This window comes from Acutalibacter intestini, assembly GCF_034334985.1.
GTDB lineage: Bacteria > Bacillota > Clostridia > Oscillospirales > Acutalibacteraceae > Acutalibacter > Acutalibacter intestini.
Genome location: NZ_JAWXXL010000001.1, coordinates 106,861 through 131,587, shown reverse-complemented (window position 1 = coordinate 131,587; position 24,727 = coordinate 106,861). Strand labels below are relative to the sequence as shown.

Annotated in this window: 18 protein-coding genes; 12 read left to right on the top strand and 6 right to left on the bottom strand. The window is 59.9% G+C overall.

The annotated features are described in order from the left end of the window. Positions 1-127: 127 nt before the first annotated feature. A complete protein-coding gene (locus U8U68_RS00565; protein WP_322198912.1) occupies positions 128-1,417 on the bottom strand; it encodes a glycoside hydrolase family 27 protein in 1,290 nt (429 codons plus the stop codon). Between the two features lie 388 nt (positions 1,418-1,805). Here U8U68_RS00565 and U8U68_RS00560 point away from each other — a divergent pair, with 388 nt between their 5' ends. Both U8U68_RS00560 and U8U68_RS00555 read left to right on the top strand, forming a co-directional pair. Further along, a complete protein-coding gene (locus U8U68_RS00560) occupies positions 1,806-3,233 on the top strand; it encodes an MATE family efflux transporter (RefSeq protein WP_322198911.1) in 1,428 nt (475 codons plus the stop codon). A 140-nt stretch (positions 3,234-3,373) separates the two neighbouring features. Then, positions 3,374-3,988, top strand: a complete 615-nt coding sequence (locus U8U68_RS00555; RefSeq protein WP_322198910.1) for a histidine phosphatase family protein — start codon at positions 3,374-3,376, stop codon at positions 3,986-3,988. A 125-nt stretch (positions 3,989-4,113) separates the two neighbouring features. Here the strand turns inward: U8U68_RS00555 and U8U68_RS00550 are convergent, their stop codons facing one another. The 3 genes from U8U68_RS00550 to scfA all read right to left on the bottom strand — a co-directional run bounded on the left by U8U68_RS00550 (position 4,114) and on the right by scfA (position 7,133). Beyond that, positions 4,114-5,478: an Orn/Lys/Arg family decarboxylase gene (locus tag U8U68_RS00550; RefSeq protein ID WP_322198908.1), complete on the bottom strand. Its 1,365-nt coding sequence runs from the start codon at positions 5,476-5,478 to the stop codon at positions 4,114-4,116. Beyond that, on the bottom strand, positions 5,475-6,866 hold the full coding sequence (scfB, locus tag U8U68_RS00545) for a thioether cross-link-forming SCIFF peptide maturase (protein ID WP_322198907.1): 1,392 nt from the start codon (positions 6,864-6,866) through the stop codon (positions 5,475-5,477). The genes U8U68_RS00550 and scfB overlap by 4 nt, the downstream gene beginning before the upstream one ends. 117 nt (positions 6,867-6,983) lie before the next feature. Next, on the bottom strand, positions 6,984-7,133 hold the full coding sequence (scfA, locus tag U8U68_RS00540) for a six-cysteine ranthipeptide SCIFF (protein WP_322198906.1): 150 nt from the start codon (positions 7,131-7,133) through the stop codon (positions 6,984-6,986). Between the two features lie 422 nt (positions 7,134-7,555). Here scfA and U8U68_RS00535 point away from each other — a divergent pair, with 422 nt between their 5' ends. The 9 genes from U8U68_RS00535 to U8U68_RS00495 all read left to right on the top strand — a co-directional run bounded on the left by U8U68_RS00535 (position 7,556) and on the right by U8U68_RS00495 (position 17,897). After that, on the top strand, positions 7,556-7,909 hold the full coding sequence (locus tag U8U68_RS00535) for a type II toxin-antitoxin system PemK/MazF family toxin (protein ID WP_322198905.1): 354 nt from the start codon (positions 7,556-7,558) through the stop codon (positions 7,907-7,909). Between the two features lie 338 nt (positions 7,910-8,247). Next, positions 8,248-9,741, top strand: coding sequence for an S-layer homology domain-containing protein (locus U8U68_RS00530; RefSeq protein ID WP_322198904.1), 1,494 nt, complete (start codon positions 8,248-8,250; stop codon positions 9,739-9,741). 657 nt (positions 9,742-10,398) lie between these two features. Beyond that, positions 10,399-12,375 carry a methionine--tRNA ligase gene (gene metG / locus U8U68_RS00525; RefSeq protein WP_322198903.1) on the top strand — a complete coding sequence of 659 codons (1,977 nt, stop codon included), beginning with the start codon at positions 10,399-10,401 and terminating at the stop codon, positions 12,373-12,375. Between the two features lie 30 nt (positions 12,376-12,405). Further along, positions 12,406-13,236: a TatD family hydrolase gene (locus tag U8U68_RS00520; protein WP_322198902.1), complete on the top strand. Its 831-nt coding sequence runs from the start codon at positions 12,406-12,408 to the stop codon at positions 13,234-13,236. Positions 13,237-13,308: 72 nt separating this feature from the next. Continuing rightward, the gene (locus tag U8U68_RS00515; protein ID WP_322198901.1) at positions 13,309-13,953 is read left to right on the top strand and encodes a TatD family nuclease-associated radical SAM protein; all 645 of its coding nucleotides are present in this window, start codon (positions 13,309-13,311) and stop codon (positions 13,951-13,953) included. Positions 13,954-14,024: 71 nt separating this feature from the next. Then, a complete protein-coding gene (locus U8U68_RS00510) occupies positions 14,025-14,240 on the top strand; it encodes a hypothetical protein (protein ID WP_322198900.1) in 216 nt (71 codons plus the stop codon). Between the two features lie 277 nt (positions 14,241-14,517). Then, complete coding sequence (locus U8U68_RS00505; protein ID WP_322198899.1) at positions 14,518-16,734, top strand: hypothetical protein; 2,217 nt, start codon at positions 14,518-14,520, stop codon at positions 16,732-16,734. Continuing rightward, positions 16,731-17,597 carry a 16S rRNA (adenine(1518)-N(6)/adenine(1519)-N(6))-dimethyltransferase RsmA gene (gene rsmA / locus U8U68_RS00500; RefSeq protein WP_322198898.1) on the top strand — a complete coding sequence of 289 codons (867 nt, stop codon included), beginning with the start codon at positions 16,731-16,733 and terminating at the stop codon, positions 17,595-17,597. Before U8U68_RS00505 ends, rsmA begins: the two co-directional genes overlap by 4 nt. A 117-nt stretch (positions 17,598-17,714) precedes the next feature. Next, entirely contained in the window at positions 17,715-17,897 is a 183-nt protein-coding gene (locus U8U68_RS00495; RefSeq protein WP_322198897.1) for a hypothetical protein, read from the top strand. Positions 17,898-17,962: 65 nt separating this feature from the next. Here the strand turns inward: U8U68_RS00495 and U8U68_RS00490 are convergent, their stop codons facing one another. Both U8U68_RS00490 and U8U68_RS00485 read right to left on the bottom strand, forming a co-directional pair. After that, complete coding sequence (locus U8U68_RS00490; RefSeq protein ID WP_322198896.1) at positions 17,963-21,136, bottom strand: response regulator; 3,174 nt, start codon at positions 21,134-21,136, stop codon at positions 17,963-17,965. Between the two features lie 546 nt (positions 21,137-21,682). Further along, positions 21,683-22,510 carry a C39 family peptidase gene (locus U8U68_RS00485; protein ID WP_322198895.1) on the bottom strand — a complete coding sequence of 276 codons (828 nt, stop codon included), beginning with the start codon at positions 22,508-22,510 and terminating at the stop codon, positions 21,683-21,685. A gap of 427 nt (positions 22,511-22,937) precedes the next feature. Here U8U68_RS00485 and pyk point away from each other — a divergent pair, with 427 nt between their 5' ends. Next, positions 22,938-24,686 (top strand): pyruvate kinase, encoded by a 1,749-nt coding sequence (gene pyk, locus U8U68_RS00480; RefSeq protein ID WP_367575773.1) that lies wholly within the window; start codon positions 22,938-22,940, stop codon positions 24,684-24,686. Positions 24,687-24,727 lie beyond the last annotated feature (41 nt).

Below are 24,727 nucleotides of genomic sequence, written 5' to 3'. Positions count from 1 at the left end.
CCGCCAAGGGCCTTATCATATTTTATAAAAGCGGCGCCCGCGCAATCTTTGGGAGGGATTGCCTGAAGCGTTCCCCGCAGGCTTTTTGAAACACAGAGGGAATGGTTTCCGATGTTTCAAACAGGCCCTAGCACACCTGATACACCTTGCAGCCGTGGGGGGCCACGGTGGCCCGCAGGGTTCCGTTCTCTCCATGGGCCGTCTCGCCGGTCCACAGCTCCACCAGCGCCTGGTCCCCCTCCAGCCTGGCCGAAACCTCCCGCTCCTCATCCGCTAGGTTAAACAGCGCCACCCAGCGCTGGCCGGTTTTTTCGTTGGCAGCGGTCCACACCGCGTGGGCGTTGTCCCGGCACTGCTGCTGGGGCCTGCACGCGGGGGGCAGCATGGCCAGCACCTTTTGGTTTGTCAAAAGGGACAGAGTCCACGCGTCCAGCCGGGTCAGTTCCGCGCCCAGCATCAACGGAGAGCCGAACAGGCACCACAGGGTCATCATGGTCCGCTGCTCGTCCCGGGTCAGATGGGTGTCCCACTCCCCCCGGCCAAAGCCGCCGCCAATTTTGCCCAGGGGCAGCATGTCGCAGTCTGGGTAGCAGCCAGGGGCAATGTGGTCCTGCCAGATCTCGCACCGGGGGAACATCTCTTTCAGGTCCTGCCAGTTGTCCCAAAAGTCGTCGGTGATGCGCCACATGTTGGCATATTTCTTATAATGCCAGCTCTTTTGAATAATGGCCGGCCCTGGGGAAAGGGACAGCACAATCTCCCGCCCGGACTTGAGAATAGCCCGGTGGAGCATCTCAATTTCATGGCGGCGTTCATAGCCCTTTTCGCTGTGGTTCACCAGGTTGTCTGTGTTACAGATGTCATCGCATTTGATAAAGTCCACCCCCCAAGAGGCGTACAGCTCTATGACAGAGTCATAGTAAGCCTGACCTTCCGGGCAGTCGCGCACACCATACATGTCCGGGTTCCAGCGGCAGACCGAGTTTGGCTCCGCTACCATGTCCGCGGTGGTATCCGTGCCCAGGATCTTGGCGTGCTGGTGGGCCGCCTGGCGGGGGATTCCCCGCATCATATGAATGCCGAACTTCAGCCCCAGGCTGTGGATGTAGTCCGCCAGGGGCTTAAAGCCCTGGCCGCCCGCGGCGGAGGGGTAGCGCTCGGGGTCTGGCAGCAGCCGGGAATAGGGGTCCATCTCCACTGGGGCAAAGGGAATGTACTGGAACTTGTCCCGCATAGAGCCCGCCCTGTGGGCGTACCACTGGATGTCAATGACCACGTACTCCCAGCCAAAGGGCTTCAGCTTTTGGGCCAAAACCTCCGCGTTGGCCCGCACCTGGGCCTCGTTCACGGTGGTGTCGTAATAATCGTAGCTGTTCCACCCCATGGGCGGGGTGGGGGCAAAGGCGTTTTTGTCCATAAGGATTCTCCTATCAGGATAATTTGCAGCCATGGGCCAAAGGCCGCAGGGGCTGGTAAGCTTATTGTAGCACCTTCGAGACCTGGGGACAAGCCGCAAAGCGGAAATTTTTTTGGGGCGCCGCCCCCTTCATCACGGAGGCGGCTGGAATTTATTGGCTTTTAGCCAGTATCTTCTCCGGCGGCTTCACCGGGCAAAACAAAGCCGCCCAAGCCGCTCCTTGTACAAGACCTACGGAATACGCGGCAAAACTTTGGTAATTTCCCCATGAAGCATTTCCCTGGAAACTATGCTATAATAGTAAAGAATATGTATTATGTGAAAGTATGCGGTTTACCGCCGCGCCATCAAGGCGCAATTTATCTATGGGAAGGATGGGATCGTATTTATGGCGGGAAAACTCTCCGCGCTGTTTGAAGCACAAGATATGACCATAGGCAGCCCTACCCGAAACCTTATTCGGTTCTCGGCGCCGCTGCTCATTGGCAACATGGCCCAGCAGCTGTACAGCACGGTAGACTCGATTGTGGTGGGCCACTATGTGGGGGACGGGGCCCTGGCGGCCATTGGGGCCAGCAATCCTGTGCTCAACCTTTTGCTGGTGCTGTTTATGGGCGTTTCGGTGGGGGCCAGCGTTATGGCCTCGCAGTATTTTGGCGCCAAAGAAAGGGACAACCTCTCCCACACCATTGGCGCCACCATTACGGCCACCTTTGTCACCTCAGTCATTATCATGATCGTAGGGCCGCTAATTACCTCGCCCATTATGGGCCTGCTGCAAACCCCGGAGGACATCTATAAAATGGCCTGCGAGTACCTGGTCATCCTCTTTGCGGGCATCATTGGCTCCGCCTACTACAATATCATCTCCGGCGTGCTCCGGGGCCTGGGAGATTCCATCATGCCCCTGGTGTTCCTTCTGGTGGCCTGCGGGCTAAACATCGGCCTGGACGTGTGGTTTGTGGCCGGGTTTCAGTGGGGGGTGGCCGGCGTGGCCTGGGCCACCATTATTGCCCAGCTTATCTCCGGGCTCCTATGCCTTTGGCGGCTTTTAAAGATGAAAGACCTGTTCACCCTTACCTGGCGGGGGCTGTGGCCCAGAGCCTACTTTGTGAAGAAGCTGGCCACGCTGGGCCTGCCCAGCGGCCTGACCCAGGCCATCTTCTCTCTGGCCATGATCATCGTCCAGTCCCTGACCAACTCCTTTGGCACCTACGTGCTGGCGGCCAACACCGCCGTGATGCGGGTGGACGGCTTTGCCATGATGCCGAACTTCACCTTTGGAACCGCTATGACTACATACACGGGCCAGAACATGGGCGCCGGCCGGCTGGACCGCACGGAAAAGGGCGCGAAATCCGGTATGATTATGGGCCTGGGGGTCTCGGTGGTGCTGGTGGGGCTCATCCTGTTGTTTGGCCGCTACCTGCTGATCCTCTTTACCGACACCCCAGAGGTCATTGACCTGGGGGTACGAATGCTGCGCACCCTGGCCCTGGGCTACATTGCCATGGCCGTTACCCAAATCCTCTCCGGCGTGATGCGGGGCGCGGGCGACACCATGACCCCCATGTGGATCTCCCTTATCACCACTGTGGCGGTGCGGGTGCCCGTGGCCTACGGCCTGGAGTTCCTCACCCGGCCCGCGGGCGGGGCCATGGGCTCCGGCACCCCGGACCCGCTGTTCCTCTCCCTGCTGATCTCCTGGGTGGTGGGCGCGCTGCTGACCACCATTGCCTACCTGCGGGGCGGCTGGAAAAAGAAAGCCATCACCAGCGCGGGCAAAAGCAAGGACCAGGACCCTTCTTTGGGGTGATACGGGCTGTGGCCCCACCTGGCCTCTGCTTCTTAAACAGGGGCCGGTATGAGAAAAGAATCCGGCGCAAAAGGTTTGTCCCCATTTTCAAACGCGGCAAAACGCAAGATAGCGTCCCGCGACCGGAAAGGAGGTCCCCAATGAAATCCTATGTCATACATCTGCTGCGGGCCATGCCCAGCCAAGGAGTGCTGGAGGGCCGCTATGTGGGCCGGGGGCAGTCGCCCCTGCCCATGGAGTGTGTCTCCCAGCTGGTACGGCTGAAAAAGGAGTTCCACTACCCCCAGGCAGAGGCCTTTTTCGCCAGCCCCGCCCTGGCCTGTGTGGACAGCCTAAAGGTCTTGTATCCCGACCAGGAGCCCGAGGTGGTGCTGGAGCTGGCCGAGTGCGACTTTGGCCAGTGGGAGGGAAAAACCGCCGCCGGCCTGCAAGATGACCCCCGCTTTGCCCAGTGGCTGGCCGGAAAGGCCGCGCCCCCAGAGGGCGAAAGCGGCCAGGTGTTCTTTCAGCGGGTGTGCAAGGGCTTTCAGGCCCTTGTGCAGCACCTGATGACCCAGGGAACCACCCAGGCGGTGCTGGTTACCCACGGCGGGGTGCTCACCTCCGTGCTGGCGGCCTTTGGCCTGCCCCAGGCCCAGCCCCAGGACTGGACGTGCGATCCAGGCTTTGGCTACTCGGTACGTATTACCCCGGGCCTGTGGATGCGGGAGCCTGTGATGGAGGTGTTCCACAAGGTCCCGGATGAGAGAGCGTAGAAAAAAGCCTGCGGCAAGGCCGTGGGCGCCGGCGGATTCTCGGGAAATCTCGGCAAAATCAAAAACGGAAGCCCTTCTGGTTCATGCCAGGAGCTTCCGTTTTTTTTTCGATGGCCAGACCCCGCCTACCGGGCCAAAACCTCCACCGTCTCTATTCCATAATACTTGTACACCGCCACAGTGTCTTTGCCAATACGTTCGCCGGGCACGGCCGGCAGCACCGCCGGGGGGCAGGCCGCCGTCAAAGTGGCCGCCACCTTTCCCGCCGCTTCCTCCACGGATACCTGGCGGCTGGGTAAAAACAGCGTCCGCCGCACCGGCAGCACCCGTTCCGGCAGGGTAAAGGCGGGCAGAGCCCCAGGCAGCGCCGCGTTTGGCTCTATGCCAAGCAGGGCCTGTTCTAGCCGGGCCAAGTCCTCCTCCGAAGTCCCGGCAGAGAGCATAAGCACTAAAAAGTCCCGGTCCGCGTACTCGTGGACCACCCCCTGGCGGTTAAGGGCCTCCCCCAGGGCCGTGCCGGTTATGCCAAAATCTTTGGCGTCCAGGGTCAGCTTTAGGGGCTCGTCCCCGGTAAAGCGCCAGCCCCTTTGCCCCAGCCGGTGTTTCAGGGCCGCCGCCCGCTCGATGATCTCCGCCAGCCGCTGGGGGTAGTCCCCGGCCAGGGCCCGGTTGGCCTGGTCCAGGGACCGCAAAATCAGGTACGAGGGGCTCGTGGAGCCAAAGAGCCCCATGGCCTCCCGGGCTCTTTTAAAGAACCGCTCCGGCGCGCCCCGGGCAATGTGCAGGTAGGCCCCGCCGGTAAGCACTGGCAGGGTCTTGTGGGCGCTGTCGCAGCACAGAACCGCCCCTTGGTCCAGGGGGTGGCGGGGCTGGGGCAGAAAACGTAGATAGGCCCCGTGGGCGTTGTCCACCAGCAGGGGCACGCCCTTTTCCCGGGCCAGCCGACCCAGAGGGGCCAGGTCCACACAATGGCCCAGATAGTCTGGGCTGGTGACGTACAGGGCCGCGGCGTCCGGCTCGTCCAGCAGGGCCCGCTCCACCTGGCCGGGGGTCACCGGGCAGCGGCAAAGGCTGTAGGCCTCCGCCTGGGGACAGAGCCAGTGAATGTCAAAGTCCAGCAGGGCGGCGGCGGTGAGAAAGGATTTATGGGCGTTGCGCCCAGCCACCACCACCGGGCGGGCCCCGGGGCGGCGCTCATAAAAAGCCAAAAGGGCCAGGTACAGCATGGCCCGCACGCACTGGGAAGAACCCCCGGTGGAATAGAGCGTAGCCCCCGCGCCAAACAGGGCGGCGGCGTTTTCTTCGCTCTCCCGGATGATGCCCTGGGGGTGGTACAGGTCGTCCGCGCCGGCAATCTCGGTCAAGTCCAGGGCCTGGACTCCCCCATCAAGGGCTGGGCTATAAGTCCTGCCCTTGTGTCCAGGCATGTGCAGCCGGACCGCCCCAGACTGGGCGTAGGCCTCTACAAAGTCGCAGATAGGGGTGTTCATCCCTTTGCCTCTTCCTCCGCCAGTTCCGCCTCGGCGGCTTTCAGCATAATGGCGCACTCCATCCGCTTTTTGAACAGGTCGCAGCCATAGGAATACACCCCGCTGATGGCCCCTGTAGCGTGGTAGGCGTTGGCCGCGCAGCCCCCGGAGCAGTACAGCTTGGCCCAGCAGTCCCGGCAGTCGGGGCGGGCGTACACGTTGCAGCGGCGGAACTCCTCCTGTATGGCGGGGTTGGTGACCCCTTCGTACACGCTGCCCAGCCGAAACTTCTCGTCCCCCACAAACTGATGGCAGGGGTACAGGTCTCCCCAGGGGGTAACGGCCATGTACTCGGTGCCGGAGCCGCAGCCAGAGATACGCTTATACACACAGGGCCCACCCTCCAGGTCGATCATATAGTGGTAGAAGGTAAAGGGCCTGCCCTCCTTGCGGCGGCGCAGCATCTTTTCGGCCAGCTTCTCGTACTGCTCCATCACCACGGCCTTGTCCCCTTCGGTCAGGGCGGCGGGGTCGTCCGGGGCGCAGACCACGGGCTCCATGCTTAGCTGGTCAAAGCCCAGGTCCAGCATGGCCTCAATGTCCTGGAGAAAGTCCGGGTTCCAGTGGGTAAAGGTGCCCCGCATATAGTAGCTCTTGTCCCCCCGGGCCGCCACCAAGCGCTGGAACTTGGGCACAATCTGGTCATAGCTGCCCCGGCCCGCGTAGTCCACCCGAAAGCGGTCGTGGACCTCTTTGCGGCCGTCCAGGCTAAGCACCACGTTGGACATCTCCCGGTTGGCAAAGTCAATGACCTCGTCGTCCACGAGCATCCCGTTGGTGGTCAGGGTAAAGCGGAAGTTCTTGCCCGCGTCCTTCTCCACCCTCCGGGCATACCGCACCAGGTCCTTTACCACATCCCAGTTCATCAGGGGTTCGCCGCCGAAGAAATCCACCTCCAGGTTCCGGCGGGACCCGGAGTTCTCAATGAGGAAGTCCAGGGCCCGGCGGCCCACCTCAAAGGACATCAGGGCCCGCTCCCCGTGGAACTTGCCCTGAGAGGCGAAGCAATAGGCGCAGTTTAGGTTGCAGGTGTGGGCCACATGCAGGCACAGGGCCTTCACCACGCTGCCGCTGTGGGCCTTAAAGTCCCCGGCCATGGGCTCGAAGGTATCCGGGGTAAAGAGCTGGCCGTTCCGCTCCAGCTGGGCCACGGCGTCCAGGCAGGCCTCCGCCTGGTCGCGGGTAATGCGGTCCCGGTGCTTTTCCAGAACCAGGGAGATCAGCTCCTCCCGGGGTTTTTCCTTATAGAACGCGATGATGTCATAGGCGGCGGGGTCCACCACATGGATGGCGCCGGAGCAGGTATCCAGGACAATGTTGTAGCCGCCCAGTTTGTATTGATGTACCATAGGAGAGAGTCCTTTCCAAGAGTAATGTGGGTGCGGGAAAAAAAGGAAAACCCCCTTTTCCTCGGCCGGTAACGAAAAAGTGCCGCCCATCCCGGCGGCACCCAGACAAACGGCCTTTTATTTGCGCTCTTTGTTTTCACACTGCTGGTTAGCAATGCCGCAGCTGGTCTTGCAGGCGGACTGGCAAGAGGTCTGGCATTCGCCGCAGCCACCGTTTTTGGCGCTCTCGCACAGGTTGCGGGTCTTTAGGGTCTTGATCATTTCCATGGGTATATCCCTCCCGTTTCAGACGCCCGGGCGGGCGCTGGTTTTTTCTTTATTGTAGCATAAGCCGCCCGCCTTGTCAAGCAAAAGGCCCCGCTGGGGCTTGTCCCTATTCACCAAATCTTGTCCTTATGAGTACAATAGTTAACAAGCGGCAGTGCCGCCCGGCTTTAAGGCAGCGCCGCAAAATTCCCGGCTAAGTCCTTAAGGAACGTCTTTTTCGGCAGATAGCGCGGCTTTCGCTGGTCAATCCCCGCTCAACCGGCGCCATCTGCCGAAACCCCTGGCCGCGCGGCATTGCCCCGTATTTCCTTAACTCAGTGATTTCTCTGTGGAAGTTTTTCCTTTGGGATGATTAAACTTCCAGTTTGCGGACAAAATAAAGGTATCACAAAAACCAGTGGCATAGGGAGGAAGGATTTTCCATGAACGTGCGCAGAGGAGATATTTATTATGCTGATCTTAGCCCCGTGGTGGGGTCCGAGCAGGGCGGGGTGCGGCCCGTGCTGATTATACAAAATGACGTGGGCAACAAGTTCAGCCCCACGGTAATCGCCGCGGCCATTACCAGCCAGCACGACAAGGCAAACCTGCCCACCCACATTGAGGTGGACGCCCAGGGCAGCGGGCTGATCAAAGACTCGGTGGTGCTTTTAGAGCAGGTGCGGACCTTGGATAAGCACCGGCTGCGGGAAAAAATGGGCAAGCTGGACCCGGATTCTATGGACCGGGTAAATCAGGCGCTTTCTATCAGCTTTGGGCTGGGGCCTACATACTAGGCCCCGGTCCACCTTAAAGCCTGTTTGAAACCTGGAGAAACCCCTGGACCTTTGGCCAGAAACCAGGGGTTTAGAGAAACGAGCGCAAGAAGGAATCCGTTTCTGGTAAAGACAGACCGTTTTTCAGAGTGTCCAAACAGGCTCCAGCACAGAGGGGGCGCTTTCTAGCTTAGAGAGCGCCCCCTCCCCTTTTGACCAGCCCGCTGTGGTTTCCCCCACTGGGCGCTCAGGTTTTGGCCGCTCCATACCAGGTGTCTGGGCCTTGCGCTCCTTTACTCGATATGCTATAATGTTTGATTGATAAGGACTTAATTTTTCCTTGAGGAGGCGCAATAAAATTGAAAAAAACCATCTTATCCGCCGTGGTCCTGCTGGCTTTTTCCCTGCTGCCGGCCACAGCCCTGGCCGCGCCAGAGCCAGACGCTCCTGTAGAGGCCTGGGAGGCGGAGCCCACCGCCGGGCCGGAAGAAGCGGACGCCGGACTGGATATGGACGCCATGGCGGATGCTGACGTGGACCCGGCCTTTGACCTGCCCGCCGACCCGGAGCCCAGCCCCACCCCCGCCCCAGAGCAAGAGCCCCTTTCCCCCGGCCTAGAGACAACCGCGCACCCGGCCTATATCCGGGGCAGCAATGACATGTTCCGTCCCGGCGGAACCTTAACCCGGGCGGAAATTTGCAGCCTGGTGTACTCTCTTTTAGAGGCCCCGCCTCCAGAGGACGGTACGGACCTGTCCTTTACGGATGTGTCCCCCAAGGCCTGGTACTATAAATACGTCATGCCCCTGGCTAAGATGGGCGCGGTGGAGGGCTTTGCGGACGGCTCCTTTAAACCCGCCAAACATGTCACCCGGGGCGAGCTGGTGCAGGTGCTGTGCCGCTTTTTTGAAAAGCCCGAGGGCCCAGGCCTCACCTTTACCGACGTACCCCAGGACCACCCCGCCTATGAGGCCATTACAAAGGCCTCTGCCATGGGCTGGCTGACCGGTTACGCAGACGGCAGCTTCCGGCCGGACAACACCATTAGCCGGGCCGAAGCCGTGGCCCTGGTGAACCGCGCCCTGGGCCGCCGGGCAGACCAGGACCTGCTGGACTATGACGGAAAAGTCTTTCTTTACCTGGACCTGCCCTTTAACCACTGGGCCTACTACGACGTAATGGAGGCCTCGCTGCCCCACACGCCGGACGTGTTTACCCAAGAGACTGCGGAAGGCCCCCGGCTGCTGGAAAACTGGGACTACTACACCGTGCCGGAGGCCGCCCACAAGCCCGGGTACCATTTGATAGACGGCGAGCTGTACTGCATGGGAGAGGACGGCCAGTGGGCCCGGAACCAGACCATTGGCGTACTCCGCTTTAACGAAAAAGGCATGTACACCACCGGCAACGCGGAGCTGGACCAGCGGCTGACCCAGCTGGTAAAGGAAAAAACCGTGGCAGGCGACAGCAACCTGGCCAACTTTAAGCGCCTGCACCTAAACCTGTGCAATAACTACACCTACCGGGCCGGCAGCTACCTGAAGGACGGCCAAACCGGCTGGGAACCCCAGATGGCCCTGGAAATGCTGAAAAACGGCAAGGGCAACTGCTACCGCTTCGCGGGCCTGGAGACCATGATGGCCCGGAAGATGGGCTTTCAGGCAAAGGGCATGTCCGGAGACGTTAATACGGGCAATGGATACGTTCCCCACGGATGGTGCCAGGTGGAACAGGACGGAAAAACGCTGATGTGCGACCCAGAGCTGCAATACGTGCGCGGTGATTGGGACTTGTTCCTGAAAGACTACCGTTTGGTTTACCCCCGGTACATGATACAAGGAAAGCGCCTGTAAAAAGAAGCGCGCCTCTTTGATGGATATACAAGCGCCAGCGGCCCCAGGCTGCCGGCGCTGCTTTTTTTGAGCCTGTTTCGGGCGTACATCGACTGCCACGTCAGATTTTTCACCAGAGCGCCCAAATGGAGCGCCGCCAATTAGACCATTCATGGTCTTGGGATTCGGCAGGGGAAAGCTGGGCGCTATGGCGGAAAACACGCCGACTGGCCATGTGCGAACAGATGCTAAACAGGCTCTTAAAGCCAGGGAAGCGCCCCATGCACTTCGACAATAAATACACGGTATGGGCTTTCTTGCGACGAGTTTCGGGTTTACATTCCAGGAAACATATGGTATAATATCTAAGATTATATATGGGGGAGGCTGGCTTTGATGAATGAACGCCGCAGAAAGCTATTCATTCGGGTGGTGGCGGGGCTTTTGGCTCTTTTGATGCTGGCCACTGTTTTTTCCGTGCTGCTGTTTCGGTAGCGTTTACAGATTTCCCGGCGGTAGGCCGGGACAGAATGGGGGAGGTCGGTTTATTTGTTCACCTTTTGGGCCATTATAATGAGAAACGCGTTTTCCCAGCGAATGCGGCGGGCGTTGGGCTCGTTTGAAACCAGATTCTAAACCAGGCCCCTGGATAGAGAAAATATTGTTTTGGAGGACATTATGGAAAATAAAGGAAAATTTTATATTACCACGGCCATTGCCTATACCTCCGGTAAGCCCCATATTGGCAATGTGTCCGACCCGGTGCTGGCAGACTGCATTGCCCGTTTTAAGCGCATGCAGGGCTATGACGTGTACTTTCAGACCGGCACCGACGAGCACGGCAAAAAGAACGAGCAGAAAGCCCGGGCCGCGGGCATTAGCCCAAAGGAGTTTGTAGACAAAACCGCCGCCCAGGTAAAGGAGCAGTTTGACCTGATGAACCTCTCCTATGACCACTTTATCCGCACCACGGACGACTACCACGAAAAAGAGGTTCAGCGCATTTTTAAAAAGCTCTACGACCAGGGAGATATTTATAAAGGCGCTTACGAAGGCCTATACTGCGACGAATGCGAGTCTTTCCTTACCGAAAGCCAGCTGAAAGACGGAAAATGTCCGGACTGCGGCCGGGAAGTGCGACCGGAAAAGGAAGAGGCGTACTTCTTTAAGATGAGCAAATACGCCCAGCGGCTGATTGACCATATCAACAGCCACCCAGAGTTTATTCAGCCGGTCTCCCGCCGCAACGAGATGATGAACAATTTCCTGCTGCCCGGCCTGCAGGACCTGTGCGTATCCAGAACCTCTATCAAATGGGGGGTGCGGGTGGACTTTGACCCCCAGCATGTGGTCTATGTGTGGCTGGACGCCCTGACCAACTACATCACTGGCATTGGCTACCACTGCGGGGAAGAGAGCGGCCCCTTATTTAAAGAGTACTGGCCCGCCGCCCTGCACGTGATTGGCAAGGACATCACCCGCTTCCACACCATCTACTGGCCTATCTTCCTCATGGCCCTAGGCCTGCCCCTGCCAAAGCAGGTGTTTGGCCACCCCTGGCTGATGATGGACGGCGGCAAAATGAGCAAGTCCGCGGGCAACGTGATGTATGCCGACGACCTGGTGGACGTGTTTGACGTGGACGCGGTGCGGTACTTTATCCTGCGGGAGCTGCCCTTTGAAAACGACGGAAACATTACCTGGGAGCTGATCAACGAGCGCACCAACGGCGACCTGGCCAACGTGCTGGGCAATCTGGTGAACCGGACCATCTCCATGGTAAACCGCTACTTTGACGGCAAGGTGGAAAACTTCGGCATCACCGCCCCAGAGGACCAGGCCCTACAGGACTTTACCGCCGCCTGCCGGGACAAGGTGGCCGCCAAAATGGACCAGCTGCACATAGCGGACGCCCTGGCCGAGGTGATGAACCTCTTTAAGCGCTGCAATAAATATATTGACGAAACCGCCCCCTGGGTGCTGGGCAAAGACCCCTTTAAGAAAGGCCGTCTAAGCACCGTGCTGTACCGCCTGGTGGATTCTATTGCCACTGGGGCCTCCTTGCTGTTCCCCTTCCTGCCAGAGACCAGCGCCTCTATTCTCTTGCAGCTGGGCACTGTGCCCCTGCCCTGGAACCGGCTGGACAAAACCGGCAATTTCCCGGAAAGCGGCGGACAGGTCACCGGGTCGCCCCACATCCTGTTCGAGCGCCTTGACTTAAAAGACATCCAGGAATTTTTAGAAAAAAAGCACGCCCAGGAAAAAACGGCCCCTGAAAAGGCCCCCATGGAGGACCGGGCCGCCCTAAACCGGCAGATGCAGGGCATTGCCAAAATTGGCATAGAAGATTTTGCCGCCGTGGACCTGCGCGCCGCGAAAATTCTGGAGTGCGAGCCCGTAAAGCGGGCCAAAAAGCTTTTGAAGCTGACCCTGGACGACGGCACCGGCGTGGTGCGCACCGTGGCCTCTGGCATTGCCCCCTGGTACAAGCCGGAAGAGCTGACCGGGCGCCATGTGATCCTTGTTTCCAACTTAAAGCCCGCCATCCTGTGCGGCGTCGAGAGCCAGGGAATGATTTTGGCTGCGGACGTTGGAGAAAAGGATGTAAGGGTTATCTTTGTGGACGATATTCCGGCGGGCTCTAAGGTGCGATAAAGCCCCAGGGCTGAATAAGGAGGCGTTTCTTTGCCTGTTACACAGTATTACGAAATTTACGACTCTCATGCTCACTACGATGACTCCGCCTTTGACCAAGACCGGGCCTGGATGCTGGAGAAAGACCTGCCCCTAAGCGGCGTACGCTGCGTCATCAACATGGGCACGCGCTTTCGCACCTGCGCCTCTACCCTGGGGCTGGCCTGGTGCAACCCCTATATTTATGGGGCGGTGGGCATTCACCCCACAGAGATTGACGGCACCCTGCCGGAAAATTGGCTGGACTGCCTAAAAACCTGGCTTTTGGACCCAAAGGTTGTGGCCGTGGGGGAGATTGGCCTGGACTACCACTGGGAGGACAGCGCCCCCCGAGAGCGCCAGCGGCAGGTATTCGCCGCCCAGCTGGCCCTGGCCAATGAACTGAACCTGCCGGTATGCGTCCACGACCGGGACGCCCATGCCGACGTGCTGGAACTGCTAAAACAATACCGGCCCCAGGGGGTGGTGCACTGCTTTTCCGGCAGCGTGGAAATGGCCCGGGAGGTGCTGGACCTGGGGCTGCACATTGGCATTGGCGGGGCGGTGACCTTTAAAAACGCCCGCCGGGTGCTGGATGTAGCCCGGGAGGTCCCCCTGGACCGGCTGCTGCTGGAGACCGACGCCCCCTACATGTCTCCCGAGCCCCGCAGGGGAACCCGCAACAACTCTGGCAATATTCCCTTTATCGCGGAAAAAATTGCCCAGCTCCGGGGCCTTACCACCCGCCAGGTCATCGAGGCCTCCAACGCCAATATCCGGCGGCTGTTTCGCATCATTCCTCCGGGCCCCCAGCCCCCGCCCCTTGTGCCGCCCATTTATTAAAGCCCGCGGCGGGCATAAAGCGGCGCCGCACCAACAGCCCTTTGCTGAAAATTTACAGGAGTTAATTTTGTTATGGAAACCAGTAAGAACGACCAGCCCCTGCTGTATGGCGCCAGCGTTACATACGAGCACGGGGGAAACCTGTACATCAATATGACCAACCAGTGCCCAAACCGCTGTGACTTCTGCCTGCGGCAGCACAGCCCGGGCAGCCTATATGCCAACAACCTGTGGTATAAGGGCGGCGAACCCGCCAAAGAGGAAATTTGGGCCCTATTGCAGCGCCGAGACCTGCACCGCTACCCAGAGATTGTCTTTTGCGGCTATGGCGAGCCTGCCTGCCGCTGGGATGACATGATGTGGCTTTGCGACCAGATACGGGGGGATGGCTCCCACTTTATCCGCATCAATACCAACGGCCTGGCCAACCTGATTACAGGCCGCAACGCGGCTTTGGATCTAGACGGCCGGGTGGACGCGGTATCCATCAGTCTAAACGCCAGCACCCCCGAGGACTATGACAAGGTCTGCCACAGCCGTTTTGGGCTGAAAGCCCTGCCGGCAATTCTGCGGTTTACGGCCACGGCGGTGCTGAACGTTCCCCATGTGCGCATGACCGTGGTGGGCACCATGCCAAAGGCACAGCGGGAAGCCTGCCGCCAGGTGGCGGAAAGTGTGGGCGCGGACTTTTTTGTACGGGAATATATTCCTGAATAGGGGCCAGACTAACCCCCAGAGCCTGTTTTAAGCAGCCCCCGGGCGCGGGCTCTGGAAGGAGCGTTTGGCACATGAAAAAGTGGAAAAAGGGCTTTTTGCCAATACGTGCGCTGCTGGCCGGCAGCCTGACCGCCGCCCTTGTTTTACTGGGCGCCTGCGCGGCCCCGGCGGCCCGGCAAGAGCTGGGACAGCTCCAGCGGGTAAGCCAAAAAAAGTGCATAGAGACAGTAGAGACCGGCGTGGCAAAAAACCACGCCGGTTTTTTGCGTGCGGGCTGTGTGCGCTGAATCCCCCTGGCCCCGAAAGCCGCCCCCGCATAGAAAAAAATTTTTTCATTCATTCTTACAGCGCGGGCCCGCCTGCCGGTCCGGCCAGGAGGAACCCGCCGGAGACCACTCTAGCGCCATAAACTCTTCTCAGCCCCTTTACGCTTCCCCCTTTCCCTTTTCTTCTTTTTATGGTATGATGTATTCTGGCGAATAAAAGGAGAAGCCCTTCGCACCGGCTTCTTCCAAGCGGATCAAAGAATTTTTCCCAGAGATTTACAGGTTTTGAGGTGGTAACATGTACGGTACATTTTTAGGCGGAGCGGCGGCGGTGCTCACCCTCTGCTTGTTCCAGGCCAGCGGCGTTCTGGTGGCAGCGGCCCTGCTGCCCAGAGAGAGCGCCGGGGTCCGGCTGCTGGCGGGCAGCGTGCTGGGCAGTGTGGAGATGCAGTGGTTCCCGGCCCTGGCAGCCTTTCTTTTTGGCTTCGACCTGCGGGCCCAGGCCGCGGCGGTATTGCTGGCCCTGGCCTGCGGGGCGGGCGCCCTGGCCCTGTGCCGGCGGCGGGGCAGCGGGGAGCTGGCCGGCATAAAAAATATCTATAAGTCCCTGGCCCGGCAAAGGCTCTTGTGGCTGGCCGCGGCCCTGTGGGTTTTTTTCTGCCTACTGGTGTGGCGCTCTTTCTCTTGGCGAGAGGGCCAGGTGTACAGCAGCCAGGCCACCTTTGGGGACATGTCCATGCATCTAAGCTTTATCACCAGCCTGGCCCGCCAGGGGACCTTTCCGCCCCACTACTCCCTGCTGCCCAGGGCCCGGCTTTCGTACCCCTTTCTCTCAGACAGCATTTCCTCCAGCCTATACCTGCTGGGTGCGCCCCTGCGCCTGGCCTACTGCCTGCCCATGTGGGTGGCCGGGGCCCAGGTGTTCTTTGGGGCCTGGGCCCTGCTGCGGGCTCTGCTGGGCCGCCAGCGGCGCTGTGCTGTGGCCTGGACGCTGTTCTTCTTTAACGGTGGGCTGGGGCTTATCTACTTTTTCCAAGAAGGCGGGCTGAACCGCATTCTGCACAGCTTTTACCAGACCCCCACCAACCTGGTGGAGGAAAACATCCGCTGGGTCAACGTGGTGGTGGACATGCTGCTGCCCCAGCGGGCCACACTGTTTGGCTGGGCGGTGCTGTTTACGGCCCTGTACCTGCTGTACCGGGCCGTGTTTGAGGGACAGCGAGAATATTACCTGGCTGTGGGGGTGCTGGCCGGGGCCCTGCCCATGATCCACACCCACTCTTTTCTGGCCCTGGCCCTGGTGTGCGGGGCCTGGCTGACCGGGGCCCTCTGCCAGGAGCTGGGCCTGGGGGACCGGGCGGCCCGGCTGGGCAAGTTGCTGGTGCCCCTGGGTCTGGTGGCTATGAGCCTGCTGCAAGCCATTCCCCGGGTGCGGAACGGCCAAAACGGCCTGCTGGCCTTCCTCTGCGGGGCGGTGGGCCTGTGGGGCCTGTGCCTGGTGGGCCTGGCGGTCCTCTGCTGCCGTGGGGGCCGGGGCCGGGCGCTGCTGGGGTCCTGGGGGGTGCTGCTGGGCGTCACCTGTGTGCTGGCCCTGCCCCAGCTGTTCACCTGGACCTTCCAGCAGGTCAGCGGCGGCAGTATGCTGCGGGGCCACTTCGGCTGGGTGGTGGGCGAGGACCAGTACCTGTGGTTCTACCTGAAAAATCTGGGCCTTGCGGCTGTGCTGGCCCTGGTGGGGCTGCTGGCGGCCAACAAAGAGACTTTCTGGCGGTACTGCCCGGCTCTTGCCATCTGGTTTGTGGCCGAGTTCGTGGAGTTCCAGCCCAACGACTATGACAATAACAAACTGCTGTACGTGGGCTTTTTGTTCCTGTGCTGCGCGGCGGCGGACGGCCTGTGCGCCCTTTTGCGGCTGGCGGGGCTGCTGCCCAAAGAAGAGCCCCCGGCGCAGGCCCCCGCCCCCGCCTGCCCTGCCGGGAGGAAGCGGGGAAAAACTCGCCCCAAAAAAGAAGCCCTTCCCAAGCCCAAGCCAAACCCCAAGCTCCGGCTGGCCCAGTGGCTGTGCGCCGGGCTGGTGGGGGTCATGTCCCTGCCCGCCCTGCTGACCATGGCCCGGGAGTGGGTGGCTACCTACGAGCTCTTTGGGGAAGGGGCCCTGGCCCTGTGCCAGTATATCGAGGCGGAGCTGCCCCCAGACGCCGTGGTGCTCACCGACCAGCGGCACAACAACGAGGTGGTGTCCCTCACCGGCCGGAACATTGTGTGCGGGTCCTCCTCGTACCTGTTTTACCACGGGCTAAACTATGCCCCCAGCGCCCAGGCAGCCCGGGAAATGTACCAGGACCCCCAGGGAAGCCAGGCGCTTTTTGAAGAATATGGGGTAGACTACATACTGGTCAGCGACTTTGAGCGAAACAGCTTTACCGTAGACCAGGCGGGGCTGGACCAGCTGTTCCCCCGGGTCTACGACGACGGTTTGCGGGTGCTGTACAGCACCCAGGAGGTGAAACCATGAGCGGTCTCTCGAACCCCCGGCAGGTGCGGGAGCTGCTACAGCGCCACGGTATGCGGCTCTCCAAAGGGCTGGGGCAGAATTTTCTCATCAATCCCAGCGTGTGCCCCCGCATGGCCCGGGAGGGGGTAGACCCTGGCTGCGGCGTACTGGAAATTGGCCCCGGGGTAGGGGTGCTCACCTGGGAGCTGGCCCAGACAGCCCAGAAGGTGGTGGCCGTGGAGCTGGACCGGCGGCTTTTCCCTATTTTGGGCGAGACTTTAAGGGACTGCCCCAATGTGGAGCTGGTCCAGGGAGACGCCATGGAGCTGGACCTAAAGCGCCTGCTGGAAGAAAAATTTGGCGGACAGAAGGTGTGCGTGTGCGCAAACCTGCCCTATTACATCACCTCGCCCCTGATTATGCGCCTGCTGGAAGGGGGCTTGCCCCTTTCTTCCATCACCGTGATGGTACAGAAAGAGGCCGCCCAGCGGCTTTGCGCCCCGCCGGGGGTGCGGGCCTGCGGGGCTGTCAGCGTGGGGGTGCGCTACCGCAGCCGCCCCCGGGTGCTGTTTGGAGTAGGCAGGGGCAGCTTTTTGCCCCCGCCAAAGGTGGACTCCGCAGTGATCCGCTTTGACATGCTGGAGACCCCGGCTGTGGCGGTGAAGAACGAAAAGCTGTTCTTCCAAATAGCCCGGGGGGCCTTTGCCCAACGAAGAAAAACCGCGGCCAATTCCATCTCTGGGGCCCTGGGGGTGGAAAAGCCCCTGGTGGAGCGCGCCCTGGAAGGGGCCGGGGCCGGGCCCGGAGCCCGGGCGGAACAACTGACCCTGGGGCAGCTGGCAGCCCTGGCCAACGCGCTGGCGGAAGAAATCCAGCCGGAATAAGTCTGGCGGCCGTATTTCATCCGGCTGGATTAAAAAAAGTGGACGCCAAGACAACACGGATTCCTCCTTGCCGCACGGAGCGGCGATTGGACCGTTTCAGAAAGGAATGGGCTAGATATGACCGAACTAGAACGCAGGCTTTACAAATTTTTATTAATCGTAGATGCCGCCGCCATCCTGATCAGCATGGTGGCCGGCCCCCTTCAGCACACAGCCATTGCCATTGGCACAGGGGCCTCGGCGGGGCTTATTTCCCTCTGCCTGATTCTCTACGGGCTGCATTTTTGGACCAGGCGGTAGCGCCCCCGCCAGAATTTGGGATAAACAAAAAACCCCGGGGCCCATTGCCTCGGGGTTTTTGTTTTTTATGATCCGTTCCGGCCCAGCACTTGGTCCAGGGTGCTCATCAGGGTATCCACATCAATAGGCTTTGCTATGTGGCCGTCCATGCCGCTGCGCAGAGCCTCTTTTTTGTCCTCCTCAAAGGCATTGGCCGTCATTGCCAAAATGGGAATGCTGGCCAGCTCTTTTTCCGGCAGGGCCCGAATGGCCTTGGCCGCCTCATAGCCGTTCATGCCCGGCATCTGAATGTCCATCAGCACCAGCTGGAAATGCCCTGGCCCCGCGTTTTTCAGCATTTCCACCGCCTCCTGGCCGTTTTCCGCTGCTTCCAGGGTAAAGCCCGCCTCCTCCAGCAGAGCTGTGGCAATCTCCCGGTTCAGCTCGTTGTCCTCCGCCAGCAGAATATGCCCGGTGTTCTGCACCTGGGACCACGGGGCGGCCTCTTCGGCCTCTTGGTCCTTGTTGACAATGGAGTGCAGGCAGCCCCGCAGCTCTGAGAGGAACAGGGGCTTGCTGCAAAATGCGGTGACCCCCGCCTCTCTGGCCTCGTCCTCTATGTCGGACCAGTCATAGGCGGTCAGCACAATAATGGGCACCTCTTTGCCCATCTCCTGGCGAACCCGGCGGGCCACCTCCACCCCGTTCATATCCGGCAGCAGCCAGTCGATAATGTATACCGAGTAGTGGTCATCCCGCATAATGGCCTGGCGGGTGCGCAGCACAGCCTCTTTGCCGGAAAGGGTCCACTCGGCCCGTAGCCCTATCTGCTGAAGCATCCAGGAGACGCTGTCGCAGGTATTAAAGTCATCGTCCACCACCAGGGCCCGCAGCCCGCTAAGCTCGGGAATACTCTTTGGCTCCGTATTCTCGCTGCACAGCTGGAACGTAAAGGAGACCAGGCACTCGGTGCCCACCCCCTGGCGGCTTTTCACTTCTATAGTGCCGTTCATCAGGTCCACGATATTTTTGGTAATGGCCATGCCCAGGCCCGTGCCCTGAATACCGCTGGTGGTGGAGTTCCGCTCCCGCTCAAAGGGCTCGAAAATATGGGCCACAAAGGCCTCGTCCATGCCAATGCCCGTGTCCTTTACATGGAACTCATAGTTGGCGTACCCCGCGGGTGCCCCGGCCTTTTCCACCACTTTAACGCTTACCATGCCCCCCGCGCCGGTATATTTCACCGCGTTGGACAAAAGATTCAGCAGCACCTGGTTCAGCCGGAGCCTGTCACAGAAGATTTCCTCATTCTGTATGTCCACCGCGTCCATAAACAGCTCCAGCTGCTTGGAATGAATATCCGCCTGGATAATATTGCGCAGGCCGTGGAGGATCTCCGGCAGGCTGCACGGCTCCTCTTCCAGATGGATCTTGCCGCTTTCAATGCGGCTCATATCCAGCACGTCGTTGATCAGGCTAAGCAGGTGGTTCCCAGAGGACATAATCTTTTTCAGGTACTCCTCCACCTGCTCTTTTTTGTCAATATGGGTAACAGCCAGGGCCGTAAAGCCAATAATGGCGTTCATGGGGGTGCGGATGTCGTGGCTCATGTTAGAGAGGAAGGTGCTCTTGGCCCGGCTGGCCCGGTTGGCCTGGGAAAGGGCGTCCTCCAAAAGGGCCTGCTTCTCCCGCTGCTCCCGGGCCTCTTCGTCAATGCTGCGGAAGCCCAGCACCACCCCGTGCTTTTCCTCCCAGCTGCCGGCCCGGGCCGCCTTCATCTGAAAATACCGCACATAGCCGCAGCAGGTGGTACGGAAGTTCAAGGAGCTGGCCGGCTTCTCGGCCAGAGCCTCCTCCAGCCACTGGCGGGTAATGGTCTGGCGCATCATCTCCTGGTCCTCTGGGTGCACGCCCCGTTCTATGTAGCGGCCAATACAGTCCTCCATATAAAGCGGGCCGCTGAAGATCTCGGTCAGAATATCCTCCGGGCAGGCGTTAATGCGCAGGGGGTAGCCCGCGCCGGTTTCCAGGTCAAAGTAGCACACCAGGTTATACTCAATAGAAAGGGCGTGGATCAGCTCCATCTGCCGGCGCTCTTCCTCCTGCCGTTTCTGCTCTTCCTGCATTTTCAGGGCCGTGCAGTCCAGCAGATACCGCTGGTACAGCAGCTCGCCCTTTTCCTGTATCAGCTTTACGTTGCCCATTACGTGGAGAATCTCTCCGCCTGGGTGCTGCACCCGGTACTGGATGCTCACATTATCTCCCGCGTTTTTCAGCTTGCCAATGCTTTCCAGCAGGCGGGTGCGGTCCTCTTCGAAAACCGTATGGGCCACGGTTTGAAAGTCGTCGTTCAGCAGCTCCTCTTCCGAGCTGTAGCCCAAAATATCCAGGGCCGCTTTGTTAATGCTGATAATTCGGGAGCCGTCCAGGCTGTGGCGCATCACGCCGCAGTCCATGGTGGTAAACAGGTCCTCCAGGGTCTGGTTTTTCTCAATCAGCTCTTGGGCATAGGCCCGCTCTTTGGTCACGTCAATGGCCACGCCCACGGTGCCCATCACGCTGCCGTCCAGGTCATACAGGGGCGACTTATAGGTGGTCAGCAGCTTAATCTGCCCCTCAGCGGCCTGCACGGTCTCCTCGGAAACAATGGTCTCCCGGCGCTCCATCACCACCCGCTCGGACTCAATGCAGGCTGGGTCGTCCTGTTCCACGTCCCAAATAAAGGCGTGGCCCCGGCCCTGCACCTGGGCCTTGGTCTTGTTCACCGTAGCACAGAAGCTGTCGTTTACCTTTTCATGCAGGCCGTCCTTGGTCTTGTACCACACCAGGTCTGGGCTGCTGTTTATGGCTGTCTCCAGGTACTGGTTGGTCTGCCACAGGTCCTTCTGCTCTTTAAAGGCCCGCTGCCACCGGGAAAACCGGAACCGCAGCTGGGCCGGGGACATGGGCATGGGCCAAATGTCCGTGATGTGGGCCGCGTCCAGGGTGTCCACCAGCCGCTCGGTCTGCTCCGGGGTGGCCAAAAAAACCAGCTGCGCCTCGGCCTTTTTTCCCGCCGCCAGGGTGCGCGCCGCTGCCGCTGGGTCCATATCTTCTAAATTTGCTATGATCACATCGGCTTTAGCCGTAGGGGCTGGCTGGGGGCCGGGGCTTTCTATAAATTCGTGGGTAAACGCCTCTAAAGGGGGCGTCTCCTTGAGCGTCTGAAACAGCCCGCTCCAGCGGCCCACAAGGTAGAACCGGACATGACAATGATACACAACGATCCCTCCATGACCCAAGCCACCAGGGCCGGGCCAGATTGATTGATGTTTCGCGCTCTGCCCATAGGCAGAATACATTTAGTATATTGTATCAAATCATCGCGGCCTGTGTCAAGAAAAAAGCTCCATCTAAAAGGGGGCAATTCCATTTATTTTACAGCCAAATTTTGGAACCTCTCCTCTCCGGGCAGCGGCAGGGCCCTAAAGCCGCCCTGCCGCTGGGTTTTACACGGTTCCTAAAGCGGAAAAGCTTTTACGTCCCAGCCGCTTGGGCGCGGCCGCTTCCTATCAAAGACCCATTAGGGCTTGCCAAAATACTTTTTGACTCATGGAAAGCCCCCGGGGCAAAGAAGCAGTCTCGCCCGCCCATGAAACCGGCTGGGCTGGGTCAGAACGGCCCCATTCCTTGGCTTCCACAAATAACCCGCCGGCCTTCCCATCCCCTTGACCGCGCCACATTTCTTGACAGCTTCTATTTCCCAAGAGGTTTAAAAAGCAAAGGCGCTTCCCCTTTTGAGGGAAGCGTCCCGTGGCTTTCTTCTATTACTCTATGACCAGGGCTTGTTCGCCCAGGGCCTGGTAGGCCCTTTCTGTGCTATCCCGGGGGTAGGCCACCGCCTTCCCCTCCAAGGGGTCGTTAAAGTAGTAGTTCTCGCTGTCCGCGCCCACCAGCAGCAGGCAGTGCTCGGGAGAGAGCCAGTCCAGGGTCCCCCCGTTCTCCAGATGCAGGGTGGCCTCCAGGGCGGCGTCCTCCATATACATGGTGGCCCACACCACCACCGGCGTTCCCCTGCTCACATAGCTCTGCCACAGCTGGTCCAAAGAGCTCCCGGTCAGGTCCCGCACCTTTAGCCCAGAGCCCTTTTCAGCCAAAAGCCCCTCCGCCGCTTTTTTCAGGGCCGGCGCATAGCAGCCCCAGCCGTTCTGGCCGCGGGGGTCTCCCAGATAGGCCTCCCGCGGGTCTGCCGCGTGGTATTGCCCCTGGCTGTCCGGCCAAGGCTCGCCGGCCATTTTCAGGTGGGCCAAAAAGTCCTCCACGCCTACCTCCAGGCCCGCGTATTGCAGGGCCATGACAGCGGAGACACTCTCGCAGCCTGTGGGGTATTCCTCCCTCTGGTTGATAAACGGGGCGTCAATAATAACGCGCTGGGTGCTATGGTCCAGGTAAGCCGCATAGGCGGCGCTTTCGGGGGCCAAACCAGGCAGCGCTTCTGCCGCCTGCCCCTGCTGGCCCAGCATCCCGCCCACCACCATGCCCGCCACAAACACCGCGCCTCCGGCCCAGCAATACACCAATAGCTTGACCCAAATACTGGGTCCCTTTTGCCGCCGGATTCTGGGGCGGGGATAAGAAGCGTTATGCTCTGTCATCACAAACACGACCTTTCTATGTAAATTCCTTAGAGGCTGTTTCGTATCTGGCTGTGCATTGATTGCAGCGTGAAATTTTTCGCCAGAGTGTCCAAATGGAGCACCGCCCATCAGGCCATAAATGCTCTTGAGATTCGGCCAGGGAAAGTTGGGCGCTATGGCGAAAATACGCTAGCTATGTGCGGGCAAACACTAAACAGGCTCTTTAGGCAGTTCCTTGTGAAAAGCTGGCGAACATGCGCGCTGTGTTCCAGGGCTTTCTGTAACATTAGACGCGGCGGACAGGGGGCAAGTAACAAGAAACTTCATCTTTTTTTCAAAAGTTCCCTCTCTTGCTATCTCCTTCAGAACATGCTATAATGTCTATTAAGCAAAAGCTGCCATCCCCTTTGCCGCAGCTCATCTATATATAAAGGGAGTGTTCGCCGTGAAAACCAAGATTATCTGTACCCTGGGCCCTGCCACCGAGGACGAAAGCGTTCTGCGCCGCCTGATGCTGGGGGGCATGAACGCCGCGCGCTTTAACTTTTCCCACCTGACCCATGAGGACGCCCTGCACAAGCTGGAGGCTGTCACCCGTCTGCGGGAAGAGCTGGGCCTGCCCATTGCCACCATTCTGGACACCAAGGGACCCGAGATTCGGGTGGGCTCCTTTCAAGACGGACCCATCGAGCTAAAGCCCGGCGATATCTTTACCCTGACCACCCGGGACGTGCCCGGCACCCAGCAAACCGTCTCTATTACCTATAAAGACCTGCCAAAGGACCTGGCCCCCGGGGCCCGGGTGCTTATTGACGACGGCCTGGTGGAGATGCGGGCCCAGCGGGTTACAGACACGGACATTATCTGCGAGGTGATCAACGGCGGCCGGGTCTCAAATAAAAAGGGCATCAATGTGCCGGGTACCACCCTTTCCATGCCCTTTATCAGCCAGCGGGACCGCGCGGACATTATCTTTGGCATTGAGCACGGCTTTGACTTTATCGCCGCCTCCTTTACCCGCAGCGCCGCCGACGTCCTGGAGATCCGCCAGATTTTAAAAGAGTACAAGTGCCACACCATCAATATCATCGCCAAAATCGAGAACATGCAGGGCGTGGAGAATATCGACGAGATCCTGCGGGTTACAGACGGCATTATGGTGGCCAGGGGGGACATGGGCGTGGAGGTTCCCCTGGAGGACGTGCCCGTGCTGCAAAAGGAGCTGATTAAAAAATCCTACCTGGCGGGCAAGCAGGTGGTTACCGCCACCCAGATGCTGGACAGCATGATGAAAAACCCCCGCCCCACCCGGGCCGAAAGCACGGACGTGGCCAACGCCATCTATGACGGGACCAGTTGCATTATGCTCTCTGGCGAAACCGCCGCGGGCCAGTATCCCCTGGAGGCCCTGGAGACTATGGTGCGCATTGCGGAAAAGGCGGAGGAGAGCATTGACTACATCCACCGCTTCAATTCCCGGGACAACCGGGACATTGCCTTTGACGTGACCAACGCCATCTCCCACGCCACCTGCACCACCGCCCACGACCTGGGGGCCCGGGCCATTATCACTGTGACAAAGTCCGGCGGCACAGCCAGGCAGCTTTCAAAATTCCGGCCCCTATACCCCATTGTGGGCTGCACCACAGAAGAGAACGTCTGCCGCCAGCTGAACCTCTCCTGGGGGGTAACCCCCCTGCTCATCCAAGAGGAGAGCGACACCGACACCCTGTTTGAGCACGCGGTAGAGGCCGCCCAAAAGGCCGGCGTGGTGGAAAGCGGAGACATTGTGGTCATCACCGCCGGCATGCCGCTGGGGGTATCGGGCACCACAAACATGATGAAGGTCCACGTGGTGGGCCATGTGCTCATTACCGGCCAGGGCGTTACCGAGCAGTCTGTCTCGGCCCGGCTGTGTGTGTGCAAGACCCTCTCGGACGTAAAGGAGAGCTTCCGAGACGGGGACATCCTGGTGGTGCCGGAAACCGACAACACCATGGTGGAGTACCTGCGCCGGGCTTCGGGCATCATCACCGAGGCGGCCGGGGCCAACACCCACGCGGCCATTGTGGGGCTGGCCATGAACAAGCCCGTCTTAACCGGGTCCCAGCATGCCACCCGCATCCTAAAGGGCGGCGCGGTGGTCACCCTAAACGCCAAGGAGGGCCGGGTGAGCGTATACGCCGACGCCTAGGCGGCGGGCCCTAAAAGCCCCCGGGCAGCCCTAAACAAAAA